Origin of the sequence: Aeromonas sp. DSM 116730 (genome assembly GCF_046581335.1) — a bacterium.
Classification (GTDB): Bacteria; Pseudomonadota; Gammaproteobacteria; order Enterobacterales; family Aeromonadaceae; genus Aeromonas; species Aeromonas rivipollensis.
This window is the reverse complement of record NZ_CP144265.1, coordinates 312,590-328,956: the sequence shown is the minus strand read 5'-3', so window position 1 is coordinate 328,956 and position 16,367 is coordinate 312,590. Positions and strand designations below refer to the sequence as shown.

The following is a 16,367-nucleotide window of genomic DNA, read 5'->3' as shown; positions in this document are numbered from 1 at the left end:
CTCAATGAGATGAGACGCAGTTACAATCCGTTGTTTTTGCTCATGTTCACTTGATATTGAAGCGACGGCGTACCTTGCGCAAGACCATAAAAATCCAGGGCCATATTAACATCGTTGTCAACGTCGACCAAAAGTAGGCCAGGTTGAGGCTGGCACGGCTGAACAGGTGCTCGGCCCAGAACACGGTGATCTTGCCCACCAGGGAGAGCAGACCGATGATCAGCGCCTGCTGCCAGAGGGAGAAGTTGCGGATCTTCTGGAACTGGAAGGCCGCCAGATAGGTGGTGATGGCCATGGCCATGGCCCGCACGCCGAGGGTGCTGCCGAGCAGCACATCCAGCAGCAGGCCCGCCACCCAGGCGGTGCCGACGTTGGTGCGGTGCGGCAACGCCAGCGCCCAGTAGATGAGCACCATGGCGAGCCAGTCCGGCCTGAAGGGTTCGAATTGAAAGGGAAGCGGCAGGATCGAGAGGCACAGGGCCAGCAGGATCGAGATCCAGATCCAGATCCTGCCGCTGGCGGGTTGCAGCATCAGCGCGTCGCCTCCGCCGCCGAGGTGGCCGTCGCCGCAGAGGGCGCCGCCGCCGGCGTCATGGGCTCGTCGTCATGCACTTCCGGCTTCTTGTCGGTCCACAGCAGCAGCAGGTAACGCAGCCTGTCCAGCGCCACCAGGGGCCTGGCCTCGATCTGGGCGAAGGGCTTGCCCTCCACATAGTCGGAGCGGGTCACGGTCGCCACCGGATAACCTTCCGGGAAGCGGCCGCCGAGGCCCGAGGTGACCAGCAGATCGCCGACCTGGACGTCGGTGTTGCGCGGCAGGTTGCGCAGCTCCAGCTTGTCCAGCTCGCCGCTGCCGGAGGCGATGGCGCGCAGATCGTTGCGCAGCACCCGCACCGGAATGCCGTGGCTGGAGTCGGTGATGAGCAGGACGCGGCTGGTGGTGGAGCCCACGTGGAGCACCTGGCCGACCACCCCCTGATCGTTGATCACCGGCTGGCCGTTATAGACGCCGTCCAGCGCCCCCTTGTTGATCAGCACCTGATGGCTGAAGGGGTCGGAATCCACCGACAGCAGCTCGGCCACCATCTTGCGGGACTCCTTGTGCACCGGCGAACCGAGCAGCTCGCGCAGCCGCTGGTTCTCGTGCTCCAGCTGATCCAGCTTGAGCAGGCGGGAGCGCAGGGTGAACAGCTGCTGCTCCTGCTGCTTGGTCTGCTCGATCAGGCTGGATCGGGTCTGCACCTGGGTCGACATGGTGTCGAGCAGGGTACCGGGCGCATTGGCGATGTATTGCAGCGGGCTGACGAGGGAACTCAGATAGACGCGGACGTGCGTAAACACACCGAAGCGGGAATCCGCGACGATGGCAGCGACAGAGATGATGACGGCGAGAAACAACCGTAACTGAAGCGAAGGGCCTCTACCAAAGATGGGTTTCATGAGTCGTCAAAAAAGAGCCGGCGCTCGGCCGGCTTTGGGTCTTATTCGTAGTGGAACAGATCGCCACCGTGCATATCGATCAGCTCCAGCGCCTTGCCACCGCCACGGGCGACACAGGTGAGGGGATCTTCAGCCACGACGACCGGGATGCCGGTCTCTTCCATCAGCAGACGGTCGATGTCCTTGAGCAGGGCGCCACCACCGGTCAGCACCATGCCGCGCTCGGAGATGTCGGACGCCAGCTCGGGCGGGGACTGCTCCAGGGCGACCATGACGGCGGAGACGATGCCGGACAGCGGCTCTTGCAGCGCTTCCAGGATCTCGTTGGAGTTCAGAGTGAAGCTGCGGGGCACGCCCTCGGCCAGGTTGCGACCACGAACTTCGATCTCGCGCACCTCTTCGCCCGGGTAGGCGGAGCCGATCTCGTGCTTGATGCGCTCGGCGGTGGCTTCCCCGATCAGGCTGCCGTAGTTGCGGCGCACGTAGCTGATGATGGCTTCATCAAACTTGTCGCCACCGATACGCACGGACTGGGAGTAGACCACGCCGTTCAGGGAGATGATGGCCACTTCAGTGGTACCACCACCGATGTCCACCACCATGGAACCTGTTGCTTCGGAGACCGGCAAGCCGGCACCGATGGCAGCAGCCATGGGTTCGTCGATCAGGTAGACCTCGCGGGCACCGGCGCCCAGCGCGGATTCCTTGATGGCACGGCGCTCGACCTGGGTGGAGCCGCACGGTACACACACCAGCACACGGGGGCTGGGGCGGAAATAGTTGTTGTCGTGAACCTGCTTGATGAAGTGCTGCAGCATCTTCTCGGTCACGTAGAAGTCGGCGATCACGCCGTCCTTCATCGGACGAATGGCGGAGATGTTACCAGGGGTACGACCCAGCATCTGCTTGGCGGCATGACCGACGGCAGCGACCGATTTGGCGTTCCCGCGCTCTTGGCGAATGGCGACAACTGAGGGTTCGTTAAGGACGATCCCTTGATCTTTTACGTAGATCAGGGTGTTGGCAGTTCCCAAATCGATCGACAGATCGTTGGAAAAGACGCCTCTGAGCTTTTTGAACATGGCTACGGGAAATCCTAAGAATTTGGAGGTGCAGAAAACCGGCTAACTTTACCAATGCCCACCCCAATGGGCAAGCGCTCAAACTGTCGCCAGTCAATCAGGCGCGACAAAAATGCGAGTCATCACTCACCCGCTCAGGCAGACAAACACTACGAAACAAGGAGATAAGACGCAGGCCCACCCCAAAGCGCCCCTCTCCTTATCCCCATATCATTTTCAGGGCATCACTTCGCGGCGATAAATAATGCGATCATTGCCTCGAGTGGAGCCGAAAATGGCCTCCCCCGCCTGAGTGAGTGGATCCGACAGCCAGAGTGGCCGTGACGGCTGTTTCGACAATTCCACCTTGTAGGGAATTCGCACCGCGACATTTGGTGCAGAGAAATGAAACAGGATCTCACCTTTATTTACTGTCGCTACACTGGCTGGCGCAGCCAGACCGCTGAGGGTCAGGGTGCTGTTGAAAGATTGTGGCGGCGTATCTCCTGGTACCTGACCCGTAACCTCATAAGAACCGTTGTTGAAACTGATCTTGCGCGTCGGATCCAGGATGGTTGCCGGATCAAAACCATTATTGGCCAGAGATAGCTGCGTACAAACATCCGCTTGATTGACTTTCCAACCCCCCCCTTCGAAATATTGCACCTGCAACGGCAACGTAAGCGGGGCGCTGGCGACCCCCTGCCGGGTGCTGGCCAACAGCCGGCCATAGCGCATCTCCTGAGTCCCCAGCAGGACGGCGTTGCAACCCGCCCCCTGACAGCCCCCCTCGATCTCGGGGTTCATATCTGCCCCGGCCAGCACCGTCAGCCCGCCATCTCTGTCATCCACCCGCATACCGACATCGAGCAGGGAAAGCGGCCCCTCCGGGGCGGCGCCACGATCGAAGCGGGTATTGTCCAGCATGGGGGCTTGCTGATTGACACTGGCGACCCCGTCCACCCAGTCCAAGGCGGGCGTCAACGTGATACGGGCGGAGCGATCCACCCCGTCGAGGGCATTGGCCGCGACCATCTGCGCCATTCCCCTGGCGAAAGCCCCCTCATAGTTCTGCGTGGTGCCGCCCTTGCGATTGCGAGCCGTGATGACAAAACCGCTGGCGAAGGGCTGGCTCATATAAGTAAAGGGGGAACAGGCTGGTGTGATGAAGCCGCCGCTCAGGCTGTAGTCCCAGGGCACGAAGCGCCCTACCGGCACGCTGCTGGCGGGGGGGATGGTGTAGCCGAAATAGCCCGTAGATACAGTGCTTCCCTCTGGCGGCGTCGCCACCGGTGGCGTCGCCTTGATCCGGAATACCCCGACCTCGTTGAGGCTGGGGGTGGGCGAATTGAGGCTGTTACTGGCAGCAACGTGGCTGTACTTATTCGGGGTAACCTGGGCGACGATGCCCCCTTGGGGAGCCACCAGCTCGCTGGTCAGGGCGATATCGGACAACACGAAGTTTGGCGTGGTGCCATTGCCGACGCAGATATCGCCATCGTTGTCGCTCTGCCAGGCCATGGCAGTGATATTCAGCCGGAACGCCTCGCCGGTCTTCTTGAACACCGGGCAGCTGACATCCCCTGCCGCGCAGGTCCCTTGGGTGGGCGTGATGCAGAGCCCGACCGGACGGCTGACGAAGATATCCGACCCCGTCATCACCAGGCCTGCCGTGTCGCCGCTGCCATCGTGGCGGGCATTGAGCCGCATCTGGCCCGCATCCGGGTAATTCACGGTAAGAGTGGTCTCACCCTTGGCATCGAAGCTCAGATTGCTGGCGGTGGCCGTCCCCTGCGAGGTGGCGATGGCCGTACCGTTCACGGTCACCTTGCTGCCGAAGGTGTTGCTCGCTGGGCTGACATAGTCGCTCCAGAAACGGATCGGCTTGCTCACTTCGGCAAAGCTCGGCACGCACCGCTGGCTGGTATCGTCTTTCTTGACCGCCTTCATCACCACTTGCTGGGGCTTGTTAGCATAGGTATCCAGCACATGCTGGGGCTTGCTGGCATCGGTATCCAGCACATCGAACACAAAGCCGCTATCGGCAAAGTCCAGGGTACAGGCGGCGTCGCTCAGGGCACCGCTGCCCGCCCGGCAAAGCGTCGTGCTAAGCGGCTTGGTGGACGGTGTCGAGCCACTCACCCCCACCCTCATGGCGCTCGCCAGATTGTTGCGCAGCTGCAATTTGGTGGTGCCGCCGCTGAAATTCACGGTAGCTGTGCTGCCGCTGTAGCTCACCTGGCTGTCGGCCACCCAGCCGTTGCTGCCGTTTTTAAGCGGCGTCAGGGTGGCGCTTACCGGGTCCGTGAACAGCTGGCTGCAACTGTCGTTGGCGCAGGCCCGTATGGTGAGAGTCTCCGGGTTGCAGGTCAGGGCCTGACCGGAGTGATCGAACTCGAAGTGATTGATCTGGGTCCCCACCGGATTGGATTTGAGGGCGCAAATCCGGACGTTGTCGATCTGGTGGGCGTTGGTTGCATCCCCGGTCGAGCCGGTCAGAGACAACAGCAGATTCTCGGGAATGGCCGCCTGGCCACTCTGGGCGGCGGCATTGAAGCTGTCGATAAGGGTGCTGTAACCGCTCCCCGTGTTGCGCTCCACCTTGACCATGGACTGGTCCTTGGTACGCGAATCTATGGTCAGTCGATAACGATGAGGACGATTGCTGTCCGAGCCGCTGTCCACGGTCGGCGACAGGCAGTTGCCGTTGGCGTTGTCGGCGCCGTCTTTGCAAGTCCCCTTGAGGTAGTTGTAGCCGCTGGTGCCTGAGCCCGAGCCACGCACCACCACGGACTGCTTGCGCCGCCCCTTGTTGGTCGCCCCGCCTTCGCCGGAGAAGTTGCCATATTCGTCTATGCCCACCCCGAGCCAGCCACCGGCAAAGCCGTTGTTGACCCCCGTCTTGAAACCATACCCGAGGGGCCCGCCGAAGGCGCCAGGTTGGGGGGTATCCCTGGCATCCGAGAGCACCACCGCCATGCCGTCCGCCCCGTTGCCGCCGTGGGCATACTGGTCGAATTCTATGGTCACCAGGTTGTTGGCGGCGGGGAAGAGCCGCTGGTAAGTCGCCGAGGTGGATTGCTTGGGGCTGGCCCGGGTCATGCCGAGCCGGCCATTGACGATGGCGGGGGTAAAGTCGCCGCTGCTGCTTGCCACCACCCAGTTATTGCTGAGGGTACTGGCGGAGAAGTCGTCGCTGAAGCAGGTGAGCTCCTCTTCACAGATACCGGGCCAGTCACCGGTAAAGGGCTCATGGATCACCTTGCTGTTGTTCGTCATGGAGACATTCACCGCCGACACGGCACCCGTCAGCTGGGCCTGCCAGCTCATGACCAGATCGCCCGCATTCACATAGAGCATGGCATTGAGTTTGGCATTGTCGCTCATGGTGACCTTGCCGAAGTGGTAGAGCCTCAGGTCGTTGGCCTTGCCGCCGGCATTAACCTCCATCTGGTTGCTCAGGGTCAGGTCACTCTTGAGGTAGAGCTGGGCGGCGAAGCCGGTATCGAAGATCAGCTGATCGTTGCTGCCAAGCTCCAGCTTCTCGATCCAGTGGCTGCCGCCACGGAAGTAGAGCCGGATGTCGGACGTGCTCTGATGCTTGAAGGTCTTGACATAATTGGCCTGCAGATAGCCATTGATGACGCCGTTGTCGCTCACCTCCAGAGTCTGATGCAGTTTGAGGATCAGATCGCTGCGACTGCCCGCGGCCGTGATCTTGCCCTGCCCCTCCATCTTTAGCCCATAGACAGCGAGAGAGCTCTGACCCTGGAAAGTCATGACACTGTTGCGCTTCATCCCCAGGTTCTTGATGACCCAGTCTCCGGCTCCCATCAGCACGCTCTGGCCACCGGCCGAAACATCCATAGTGACGTTATCTATGTAGCGCGGCTGGAAGACAGCCGTCCCGGTATCTCCATTGCCCGAGACCTCCAGAGAGCTGTAGACGGTGACCCTGGCGTCGTTGAGCTTGCCCTGGCCCGTGACCATCAGATCGTTCACATGAAGGTTTCCCGACCCGGTGACGCCACTGTTGTAATCATTCCTGATGGTCAGCTTCTTGGCATAGACGGTCGCGCCGTTGAGGTTGAGCCTCGCCCCTTCGCTGATCGACAGGGTATCGAAACGATAGGTCTGGCCCGATTTCAGGGTCGCCACGCAACTGTTGCCCCCCCATGAGGCACTCTTGTAGTCACCGGCTGCAGGCGATATGGCGCCGTCGCAAGCGAGATCCTTTTTCCCACTATAGGACGGAAAGCCTCCCGGGTTGGCAGGAAACTCGTTGGGGTCGCTGATAAATGCCACATCCTTGAGCGGGCTGGCCAGGACGCCGCTGACGTTGCAACTGGAAACCCAGGTGCCGTTGTTCCAGAAGCCACCGTTGTTGCAGTTGGCGTTCGGCTGGATGGTTTTGCCAAGGAAGGGGTAATTGGTGTCCATGGTGGCGCTGGTGATCCGGCTCTCGCCACTCATGGCTAGCCGACCGGGAGAAGCATGGCTCTGAACCGGGTAGGCGAAGGCCGCAGTGCACTGGCTGGCGGCCTGCACCGAGGCAGAGCACCAGAGCAGCGCCAGCCACAGGCCTGAACTCAAGCGGGGCATCATGGGTGCTCACTCCTCATTGGGGATCTCACTGTGTCACTCCATCAAAGGCTTCCGCCACCAGGGTGCGGCTGACGGCAAAATCCGGGTTGGCACCCGCCTGAGCTTCTGTACCACAGGTGCCCAGGCTGGTGAGTCGGTAGGTGGTGCTGGTCTTCCCCCCCTGACTGGCCTGGGTCTCATTGCAGCTCACCGACACCCGGCACCCGCTCAGGCCAGGATCCTTGTCGAATGCCCGGGACGCCGCCACCCTGGTGCAGGCGGCGGGCGACTCGGCGCCACTGCGATTGGGAAACAGCTGATAGAGGGCGATTTCCAGCCCGCTCTGGGCCGCCATCAGGGCTCGCACCCCGCGCACCTCCACCGTGTTCTTCTCGCTGCTGTCCACCAGGAAGCGGCCCATGGCCGCCGCCAGCAGGGCCATGATGACGATGACGAAGAGGGCGACCATGATGGCGCTGCCGCGCTGGGGCGCCAGCCTGCGGGGTGGCCTAGGGAACATTGAGCGTCTCCAGCTTGTGGTTGAAGAGGACGCGCTCGCCGCGCTGCTCGAACACCAGCCGCAACCCCACCTCGCTCGGGCTGAAGGCGGCGGGGTCTCGGTAGAAATAGGATTCGGTGGGCCGAATATGTTCTGCCATCAGGGCATGCGTGGGCTCATTCTGCGTGGATTCACTGTACCGCATCAAGGTACCCTGAGCGTCGATACAATAACGCACCTGCTGATTAGCAAAATAGATGCGTTTGGCGGGGGATTCCCCATCAAACGCCGCATCCACGGTCACAGTCCCTATCCCGTTCACGGCGCTCGGTGGTGGCGCCTTCACAGTCGCCACACAGTTGCCATAGACGCATCCAGCTTCTAGCCCCCCCTTTCCTGAGATGGGATACACAACGGCCCAATCCTCATCAGCGGGAAGCTCGCTGGCGGATGAAGCCACCAGGGTTAGCTCGAAACGACCTGCTACGGGCTTATTGAGGCTCAGATAGCGGTTGACGGTGACAATGGGCCAAAAGCGCAGACAGGCGCCCGGTATCCCACTATCAGAAGCTTCCACTTGCACCGAGCCGGGGACCGCATCCCGCAGCTCGCGATTGAGCCGCTCCATGGCGAAGCGGGCATCGCTCATCAACTGCTCGCGGCGGCTGGCCTCTCCATAGATCTGGGTGCCGATGCCGATAAACTGGCTGGAGAAGGTCGCCATCACCCCAAGCAGCAGGATCACCATCACCAGCTCGACCAGGGTAAAACCCGGTGACGGCCGCATCAGTAATTCCCCCGATAGAGGGCGAAATCCACTTCACCCCCATCCGGCAGGCGCACGGTCAACTCGAGACGTTTGCCAACACAGGGAATGCCATGAGTACAGGGGGGAGGAGCCTGGCCCAGATCGTCCGCCGTCACCCGGATCCTGATCCAGAAGTTCAGATATTCACTCTCACCTGACTTCTGTCCGCTATGAGTACTGAAGTAGTTGGCGGGCACCCAGTCGCCATCACAGCTGGGCGGTTCCTTGGTGGCGGCACAGATGGCGCTGGTCTGATAGTCGTCCACGTCGTTGAACTGATAAGGGCGGGTCTCACCGCTGTCCGGGCCATAGCTGGCGCTATCGGTGCAGGCAGGATAGGTCACGGGAGGGGTTCCGGCCGTCTCGCCACAGCGAAAGCGACCGCCATTGTGATCCGAGTGTTCATCGAAGGATTTTTGCAGCACCTCGTTCAAGATGCGTTGAGCCAGTTGGGCGGCGCGCACCTGCTGCACCGGATCCACCGCCTGGGGTGCCTGATTGACAAGCAAGCCCAGGATGCCGGTCAGCGCTATCGCCAGCAGCACTATGCCGACGATCAGCTCTATCAGGGTAAAGCCGCGCTTAAGGGATCTCATGGATATACCCCTCGGATTCGATCTTGATGCGGCTGGTCTCACGGCCATCGCTCACCAGCAGAGTGCAGCCACCCGCGCAGGCGCCAAGCGGCCGCCCCATCTGATCGAAGCGCAGCACGAAGTTGTTGTTGCTGTTCAGGGAAAGAGTGATTCCGTCAGAGGCGGTCACCAGCCGACCACGGGTGCGCAGATTATCGGTCCAGCCACTGCTCAGATCATCGCTGGCAGGACACGCCGCATAAGTTCGGTGGGCAAAACGGGGAGAGGCGACCACCAGCTGGGTGCAGCGCGCCTCCCCTTCATGCATGTTCATGGTCTGCACCAGCCGCAACCGGGTCACCAGCTCGTCACGCAGGGTATGGGTTTCAAAGCCGCCTTTGCCCAGCCACTTGGGCACGGCAAAGGCGGCCAGAATCCCGAGCAACAGGATTACGATAACCAGTTCTATCAGGGTAAAGCCCTTGTTTCTCGGCATTTGGTTGCTCATTGAATAATGAAAAAGCGAGGCCGAAGCCTCGCTTGTCAACACGTATTACTTACAGTTTTGCAACTCGGTTTTGAAAGGAACAGTATCACTGGTTGCGGCTGTGTATTTTACGGTACAAGTATTGCCACTGGTATTAGCAGGGGCAAAAGTTGACTCGAGAGCAGTTGCGCCAGAAGCTGCAACCCAGCCGTCCAGGGTTACAGCAGCGGAAATGGTATCAGCGGTCGGGTAGCCATAGATAACCTTGACACCGGTCATCCCAGTCAAGTCTGTACCATCTGCCGCAGATGCCTTTTCCTGCCCATTCAGAGCTGCCTTGCTATAGACCAGATTGGCAGCGCTGGACAACGCTGCCTGCACGCCCTGCGCGGCAGACTTCTTAGCATCATCCTGCAGATTCAGGAACTTGGGCGCGGCGGTGACCGCCAGAATGCCCAGGATGATGATCACGATCACCAGTTCGATCAGGGTAAAACCCGCCTGCTTTTTCATTACATTTTCCTCTGTTTATCAATTGATATTGGTAGTCACCTGGCCGGAGGCCGGGCGGTAACTGAAACTCATGTAGGCATCGGTGCTCCCTTGCGGGTCCTGATAGCGCCCATCACTTCCCTTGCTCAGGCTGTTGACCAGATAGTAACGGCAGACCGAATCCAGTCCATTGTTGCTCACCGTGGCATAGAACTTCAGGTCATTGCCGCTACCGCGCACCTCGTCAAAGTTGGCAGTAGCCTTGGGAGGATTCTGCAACAAGCCCTCCCAAATATTGAGACAGCGGGCCGCCGTCAGATTGGCCGGATCCACATCGGGAGCACCGCTCGCCGCCGTGTCCATGGGATAGCCGGGGGAGAGCTCGCCGTTGCTGACCTGGCTGTCGGTCGGCGTGGTCAGATAGAAACGGGAACCGTCGTACAGCACCGTATTGATGCTGTCCTGCCTGGCACGCCCCTCGGCTTCCCACTGGGCCCGCACCAGGGAGACCCCGGTGGCGAAACCGCCTGACACCCCTTCCACGCTGGCCTTCTTCGCCTCGTCGGTCACGTCGAGAAAACGGGGCAAGGCGGTGACGGCCAGGATCCCCAGAATCACGATGACGATCACCAGCTCTATCAGGGAAAAACCGGCCATCTGACCTGGTCCCTGGCCGGCGCTCACTCTCTTTGCTGCCATGCTGCCTCCGTAATGTTCCGCATTATTTCATGCAGATAGAAAAAAATCATGTGGCTGAAGCACTTGAGAGATCGACTCAAGGCTTCGCCAGTACCCGGCCATCGCTGAAACGGTAGAACAGCCAGTGCCCTTCCCAACCAAACTCGCAGCCGTCCCCATGCTGGCTGGCGAGCGCCTGCCAGGACGGCAACCCCGGATCCTCGGGGCCGATCAGCGTCAGCCAGAGCTGACGGCAGTTGGCGGAGGGTGACTGCAGCGGCAGCACCGCCAGCGGCCAGCCCCGCCCATCGAACTGCCAGGCCACCCCTTCTGCATGCAGCACCTCGGGGCGCCGCTCATCGAGCCAGCGCCCGTGCAGTCGCTGGGCCCGCTCGGCAAATTGCTCCCCCAGCAGGCTCAGGCTGACCGCCAGCGCCTCCTCCCTGTGGCTGCGATAGCTCAGGGCCAGGGTGGCAAGGATGACCAGCAGCAGGAGACAGGCGACCATCCGCCTGTAGCCTCCCAGCCAGCGCTCATCCTGCTCGGACTGTCTGCTCATCCACGCCTCTCTAGCCGTAATCCCGTGCATATGGCACACATCATCTGCTGCCACACATCACTGGCCGCGAACCGCACGCATCATGTCCCACATGGGCGTAAAGATACCGAGCGCCAGCACCAGCACCATGACGGCCACTATGCCGATCAGGATGGGCTCGATGCGGGCGGTGAGGCTCTTGAGGTCATAATCCACCTCCCGCTCGTAGTATTCGGCCGCCTCGTGCAGCAGCTCGTCCACCTGGCCCGTCTCTTCCCCCACCGCGATCATCTGCATCACCAGAGGGGTGAACAGGCCGCTGGCACCGGCGGTGCGCAGCAGGCTCTCGCCCCGCTCTATGCCCGCCCGCATGTCGCGGATCTGCCCCGCCATATAGGCGTTGTCCACCGCATCGGCCACCAGGGTCAGCGCCGTGTTGAGCGGCACCCCGGCCTTGAGCATCATGGAGAAGCTGCGGGCGAAGCGGGCCAGCAGGGAGCGCTCTATGATGGTGCCGACTATGGGCAGCCTGAGCTGCCAGCGATGCCAGGTCAGCTTGCCCTGGGGGCTCGCGACCCAGCGGCGCCAGCCAAACACCATGCCCGCCAGGATGGCCAGCAGCAGCCACCAGTAGTGGACGAAGAAGTGGGAGGTGGCGAGCAGGATCCGGGTCGCGAGCGGCAGCTCGACCCCGAACTTGGCAAACATGCCGGCGAAGACAGGGATCACCATGATGTTGAGGATCACCATGGCGATGCCGATGGCAATCATCACGAAGCTGGGGTAGCGCATGGCGGTCTTGATCCGCTTGCGGGTCTCCAGCTCCAGATCGAAATAGTTGGCGAGCTGCAGGAAGGCCTCCTCCAGCTGGCCTGTGTTCTCGCCGACGTGGATGATGGCGACGAACAGGCTGTTGAACACCTTGGGGTGCGCCTGCATCGAGCTCGACAGCGGCCGCCCGTTGCCCAGATCCTCCCCCAAGGTGTGCAGTGCCCGTTTGAGGGGCTTGCTGTGGGCGCTCTCCTCCAGCCCGGCGATGGCGCGCAGTATGGGAATGCCCGCCCGGGTCAGGGCATACATCTGGCGGCTGAACACCACCAGCTCCTCCAGCTTGACGCCCCCCTCCAGCAGCAGCGACCAGTCGATGCCGGCCGCCTTGGCCTTGCCCGCTTTGAGCTCGGTGGGCATCACGCCGCGGCGCATCAGCTGCTCGGCGGCGGCCAGCTCGCTGGCGGCCTCCACCATGCCGCTGACGGCCTGGCCCTGACTGTCGCGCCCCTTGTAGTTGAAGCTGCCCATGGCTTATCCCAGATCCTCGGCCAGCCTGAGCACCTCATCCACCGAGGTGATCCCCTCCCGGGCATAATCGAGCGCCGTCAGGGCCAGAGGCCTGTAGTGCTCGTGCTCGCGCGCCGCCCGGGCAAAGCCCTCCGCATCGTTGCGGCGCAGGGCATCCATCATGGGTTGATCCAGCTCCAGCAGCTCGTAGACCCCGATCCGACCCGCATAACCGGTGAAGTTGCAGCTCTGGCAGCCACGCCCCTTGCGATAGAGGTGCTGGCCGGGTGCCTCGCCGGAGAGCATGGTGAGCCAGGTGGCCTGCCCCTGGTCCGGCGCCGTCTCGCAGGCGCAGTGTTCACACACCCGTCGCACCAGGCGCTGGGCCACCACGGCCCGCAGGGCGCTCGCCACCAGATAGCCGGGGGCCCCCATGTCGATGAGGCGCAGGGCGCTGGTGACGGCGTCATTGGTGTGCAATGTGGTCAGCACCAGGTGGCCGGTGATGGCGCCGCGCAGGCCTATCTCCACCGTCTCGTTGTCCCGCATCTCCCCCACCAGCAGGATATCGGGATCCTGACGCAGGGTGGAGCGCAGCACCTGGGAGAAGGTGAGCCCTATCTTGGGGTTGACCTGCACCTGGTTGACCCGCGGCAGCCGGTATTCCACAGGATCTTCCACCGTGATGATCTTGTGGCTGGCCTGGTTGAGCTCGGAGAGGGCGCCGTAGAGCGTCGTGGTCTTGCCGCTGCCGGTGGGGCCCGTCACCAAAATCATGCCGTGGGGGCGTTTGAGCTGGCGCCGGAAGCGGCCCAGGATGGCCGGTGGCATGCCAGTTTCCGCCAGCGACAATATGCCGGAGGATTGATCCAGCAGTCGCATCACCACGGATTCCCCGTACTGCACCGGCATGGTGGACATACGCACATCCACGTCCCGGCCGCGCACCTTCATGGCGAAACGGCCATCCTGGGGCAGCCGCTTCTCGGAGATGTCGAGCCCGGCCACCAGCTTGAGGCGCAGCACCAGCGCCTGGGCGATGCGCACCTCGTTCAGTATGTTTTCGTGCAGCACGCCGTCGATGCGCTGGCGGATGCGCAGCACCTTCTCGTCCGGCTCTATGTGGATGTCGGAGGCCCCCACCTGCACGGCGTCCTCGAACAGGGAGCGCAGCAGCTTGGCCACCGTCGCCTCCCCCTCGTCACCGGCCCCGAGATTGCTGGAGCCCAGCTCGAAACCGGCATCCTGATACTCTTCGTGCAGCTGCTCGGCAAAGCTCTCTATCTCCCGGGTGCGGCGATAGAGGCGGTCGAAATACTCCAGCAGCTGGCCTTCCCGCGCCACCGCCAGCACCATTTCGCGGGGGCTGAGCAAGGCAGCGATGGCATCCAGGGCGCTCAAGTCGGCGGGATCCGACATGGCCACAGTCACCTTGTCGTCGCTGAGGTTGACCGCCAGGGCGCGATAACGGCGGGCCTGCACCTCGGGCAATAGCGTCACTGCCGAGGCGTCTATGGTGAGGTTGTTGAGATCGAAGAAGGGCACGTCCAGCTGGCGGGCGAGGAACTGCAACAGTTGCACCTCGCTGATGAAGCCGAGATCGATGAGGGTGGTCCCCAGCTTGCGCCCGGTCTGACGCTGCTGCTGCAGGGCGAGCTGCAACTGATCATCCGAGATGATCTGCTCCTGTACCAGCAGGTCGCCGAGGCGCATTTTCAGTCTGGGTTGTGCCATGCAAACTCCGAATAGGGTAAAGATTCTCGCCCCTCAGGGCGCCAACGGGTCTATGCCTCGCCGAGGCTGATGGTCGTGCCGCTGGGCGAAGACACCGACCCCTGCCAACTATCTCAAGGCGTCAGCTCGGCGATCCGCTGTTCCAGCCAGCGGGTCGATGCCTCGCCGAGGTTCCCGTGCAACTGGGCATTGCCATAGGCGTCCAGCGCCCGCTGGCGGTGGCCCTGACCATCCTCGGCCACCCCCAGCCCCAGCCACCAGCGCCCCTGATCCGGCTGCTGGCGCAGCAGCTTGACGTAGAGCTCGGACGCCTGGGCCGGCTGACCCAGCTCCTGGGCTAGCCCCGCCCAGGTGGCGTAATAGTCCAGATTGGCGGCCAGGTCCGGCTGATAGCCGGTGAGCCAGTCCAGCGCCTTCTGGCGATCGCCGCCGCTGATGGCCACCCGGGCCAGCAGCAGCCGCAGGTCGGCCTGCGCCGGATCCAGCCTCAACCCCTCTTCCAGCACCTGGCTGGCCTCGGCCAGCCGCCCCTCGCCGTAGAGCAGGCCCGCGAGCTGCTCGCGCGCCCCCTGATTGTGCGGGTCATGGACCAGCACCTGGTAATAGTTGTCCTGGGCCTCCCGCATCTGGCCCTTGGCCATGGCGGTAGTCGCCTTGCGCTCGGCAAGGGCCGCCAGCTCGGGCTCGGAGAGATCCACCGTCTCTATCTTCAGCACGCCGGGTTTGCGGGGAGCGGCGACCACCTCCTGGGGTGCCGCCTCCTGCTCTGCGGCCAGCTCGGCATAGAGATCCGGCTGCAACTCTTCGTCGCTCAGGGTGAGCTCATCCTCCGGCGGCGTCTCGGCCTGGGCCTCGGACGCCGGGGCCTCGTCGGCGAACGCCTCGGTCGCGGAAGATCCCTCTGCCCCCCCGGCAGGCGCGCTGGCCCTTGCCATTGCGGCCACAGGGGCGAGATCCAGAGCGACCGCCCCGGAAGCGGCCCCCTGGGGCTCGGCGGGCGCGGCAACCACCTCGGTGGCAGAGGAGGCAGGCGGCGTCTGCGTGCTCGCCGGGGCGAGCTGGGTCGTCAACTGAACCGTCGGCTGCGCCGTGCGCTGGCTCTGCTGCCAGTAGATCCAGGTGCGCCAGCCGAGGATGGCCAGCGCCAGGGTGCAGAGCAGGGTCAGCACCAGCATCCACCACCCCTGCTGACGCGTCGGCGCCACATAGACGGCGGCGCCATCGGATCCTGGCTGGCGCTGCTCCAGATCTTTGAGCATCTGATTGATCACGCTCATGACCAGACTCCATAGGCCAGGGCAGTGCCCAGCAACAACAACAGGGGCCACCAGCGCACGAATGAACCACCGCGGGCGTCATCGGTATCGCGAATGGCGAGGCGCACCAGGGCGCTGTCGATCCGCCGCGTCCCGCGGCCGTAGGCCAGCATCAGACACTTCTGGGCCAGCACGTTGATGAGCCGCGGAATGCCGCGGGACGCCCGCCACAGCAGGCGCAGGGCCAGGCCGCCAAACAGCGTCGCCCCGCGATAACCCGAGACGTGCAGCCTGTGCTCCAGATAGGCCCGGGTTTCATCGCACCGCAAGGGGCGCAGGCAGTAGGAGAAGCCGATGCGCTGGCGCAGCTGGCGCAGGTGGGGTCTGGCCAGCCGGACATCCAGCTCGGGCTGGCCGAACAGCACGATTTGCAGCAGCTTGCTGGACTCGGTCTCCAGGTTGCCGAACAGCCGGATGGCCTCCAGGGTCTCGTCCGGCAGGGCCTGTGCCTCGTCGATCAGCACCACCACCCGGCTCCCCTGCTGGTGCAGGGCGATGAGGTGGCGATGGATGCGATCCGTGAGATCCAGCTCGCTATCCCCCTGCACCGCCAGCCCCAGCTCCAGGGCCAGGGCGGTGCGCAGCTCACCCGGGGTGAGGTGGGGATTGGGCAGCCAGGCCAGGCGCACCGGGCACGCCTCGGAGCCGAGCTCGCTCAGCAGCTTGCGGCAGAGCAGTGTCTTGCCGGTGCCCACCTCGCCGGTCACCTTGATGAAACCCTCCCCCTGTGCCAGCGCCCAGTTCAGCACCTGCATGGCCTCCTCGTGGGGAGGCAGGCCGTAGTAGAAGCCGGTATTCGGGGTCAGGCCAAAGGGCGCCTCCTGCAAACCGAAATGGTTCAGGTACATGAGTCGTCACCGGCCCGGGGGCCTGTCGT

General features: G+C 62.9%; 15 protein-coding genes. All 15 read right to left on the bottom strand.

What is annotated here, in order from left to right; genetic code table 11:
- Positions 1-46 precede the first annotated feature (46 nt).
- Positions 47-532 (bottom strand): rod shape-determining protein MreD, encoded by a 486-nt coding sequence (gene mreD / locus Aeroheme_RS01625; protein WP_025325450.1) that lies wholly within the window; start codon positions 530-532, stop codon positions 47-49.
- A complete protein-coding gene (gene mreC / locus Aeroheme_RS01620) occupies positions 532-1,440 on the bottom strand; it encodes a rod shape-determining protein MreC (RefSeq protein ID WP_163148085.1) in 909 nt (302 codons plus the stop codon). The genes mreD and mreC overlap by 1 nt, the downstream gene beginning before the upstream one ends.
- A gap of 41 nt (positions 1,441-1,481) precedes the next feature.
- On the bottom strand, positions 1,482-2,522 hold the full coding sequence (locus Aeroheme_RS01615; protein WP_005308111.1) for a rod shape-determining protein: 1,041 nt from the start codon (positions 2,520-2,522) through the stop codon (positions 1,482-1,484).
- 216 nt (positions 2,523-2,738) lie between these two features.
- The gene (locus tag Aeroheme_RS01610; protein WP_411166581.1) at positions 2,739-7,106 is read right to left on the bottom strand and encodes a DUF6701 domain-containing protein; all 4,368 of its coding nucleotides are present in this window, start codon (positions 7,104-7,106) and stop codon (positions 2,739-2,741) included.
- 25 nt (positions 7,107-7,131) lie between these two features.
- A complete protein-coding gene (locus Aeroheme_RS01605) occupies positions 7,132-7,605 on the bottom strand; it encodes an MSHA biogenesis protein MshP (RefSeq protein ID WP_411166580.1) in 474 nt (157 codons plus the stop codon).
- Positions 7,595-8,371 (bottom strand): PilW family protein, encoded by a 777-nt coding sequence (locus Aeroheme_RS01600; RefSeq protein WP_411166579.1) that lies wholly within the window; start codon positions 8,369-8,371, stop codon positions 7,595-7,597. The genes Aeroheme_RS01605 and Aeroheme_RS01600 overlap by 11 nt, the downstream gene beginning before the upstream one ends.
- A complete protein-coding gene (locus tag Aeroheme_RS01595) occupies positions 8,371-8,988 on the bottom strand; it encodes a prepilin-type N-terminal cleavage/methylation domain-containing protein (RefSeq protein ID WP_111910761.1) in 618 nt (205 codons plus the stop codon). The genes Aeroheme_RS01600 and Aeroheme_RS01595 overlap by 1 nt, the downstream gene beginning before the upstream one ends.
- Positions 8,975-9,463 carry a type IV pilin protein gene (locus Aeroheme_RS01590; protein WP_111910762.1) on the bottom strand — a complete coding sequence of 163 codons (489 nt, stop codon included), beginning with the start codon at positions 9,461-9,463 and terminating at the stop codon, positions 8,975-8,977. The genes Aeroheme_RS01595 and Aeroheme_RS01590 overlap by 14 nt, the downstream gene beginning before the upstream one ends.
- 57 nt (positions 9,464-9,520) lie before the next feature.
- Entirely contained in the window at positions 9,521-9,967 is a 447-nt protein-coding gene (locus tag Aeroheme_RS01585) for a prepilin-type N-terminal cleavage/methylation domain-containing protein (protein WP_111910763.1), read from the bottom strand.
- A gap of 18 nt (positions 9,968-9,985) precedes the next feature.
- Entirely contained in the window at positions 9,986-10,645 is a 660-nt protein-coding gene (locus Aeroheme_RS01580; RefSeq protein WP_411166578.1) for a type II secretion system protein, read from the bottom strand.
- Positions 10,646-10,721: 76 nt separating this feature from the next.
- The gene (locus tag Aeroheme_RS01575; RefSeq protein ID WP_106885194.1) at positions 10,722-11,183 is read right to left on the bottom strand and encodes a hypothetical protein; all 462 of its coding nucleotides are present in this window, start codon (positions 11,181-11,183) and stop codon (positions 10,722-10,724) included.
- A gap of 57 nt (positions 11,184-11,240) precedes the next feature.
- Entirely contained in the window at positions 11,241-12,461 is a 1,221-nt protein-coding gene (locus Aeroheme_RS01570; protein ID WP_139744578.1) for a type II secretion system F family protein, read from the bottom strand.
- Between the two features lie 3 nt (positions 12,462-12,464).
- Positions 12,465-14,174 (bottom strand): MSHA fimbrial ATPase MshE, encoded by a 1,710-nt coding sequence (mshE, locus tag Aeroheme_RS01565; protein ID WP_411166577.1) that lies wholly within the window; start codon positions 14,172-14,174, stop codon positions 12,465-12,467.
- A gap of 113 nt (positions 14,175-14,287) precedes the next feature.
- Entirely contained in the window at positions 14,288-15,451 is a 1,164-nt protein-coding gene (locus tag Aeroheme_RS01560) for a tetratricopeptide repeat protein (protein WP_411166576.1), read from the bottom strand.
- On the bottom strand, positions 15,448-16,338 hold the full coding sequence (locus Aeroheme_RS01555) for an ExeA family protein (RefSeq protein WP_111910769.1): 891 nt from the start codon (positions 16,336-16,338) through the stop codon (positions 15,448-15,450). Before Aeroheme_RS01555 ends, Aeroheme_RS01560 begins: the two co-directional genes overlap by 4 nt.
- Positions 16,339-16,367: the final 29 nt, after the last annotated feature.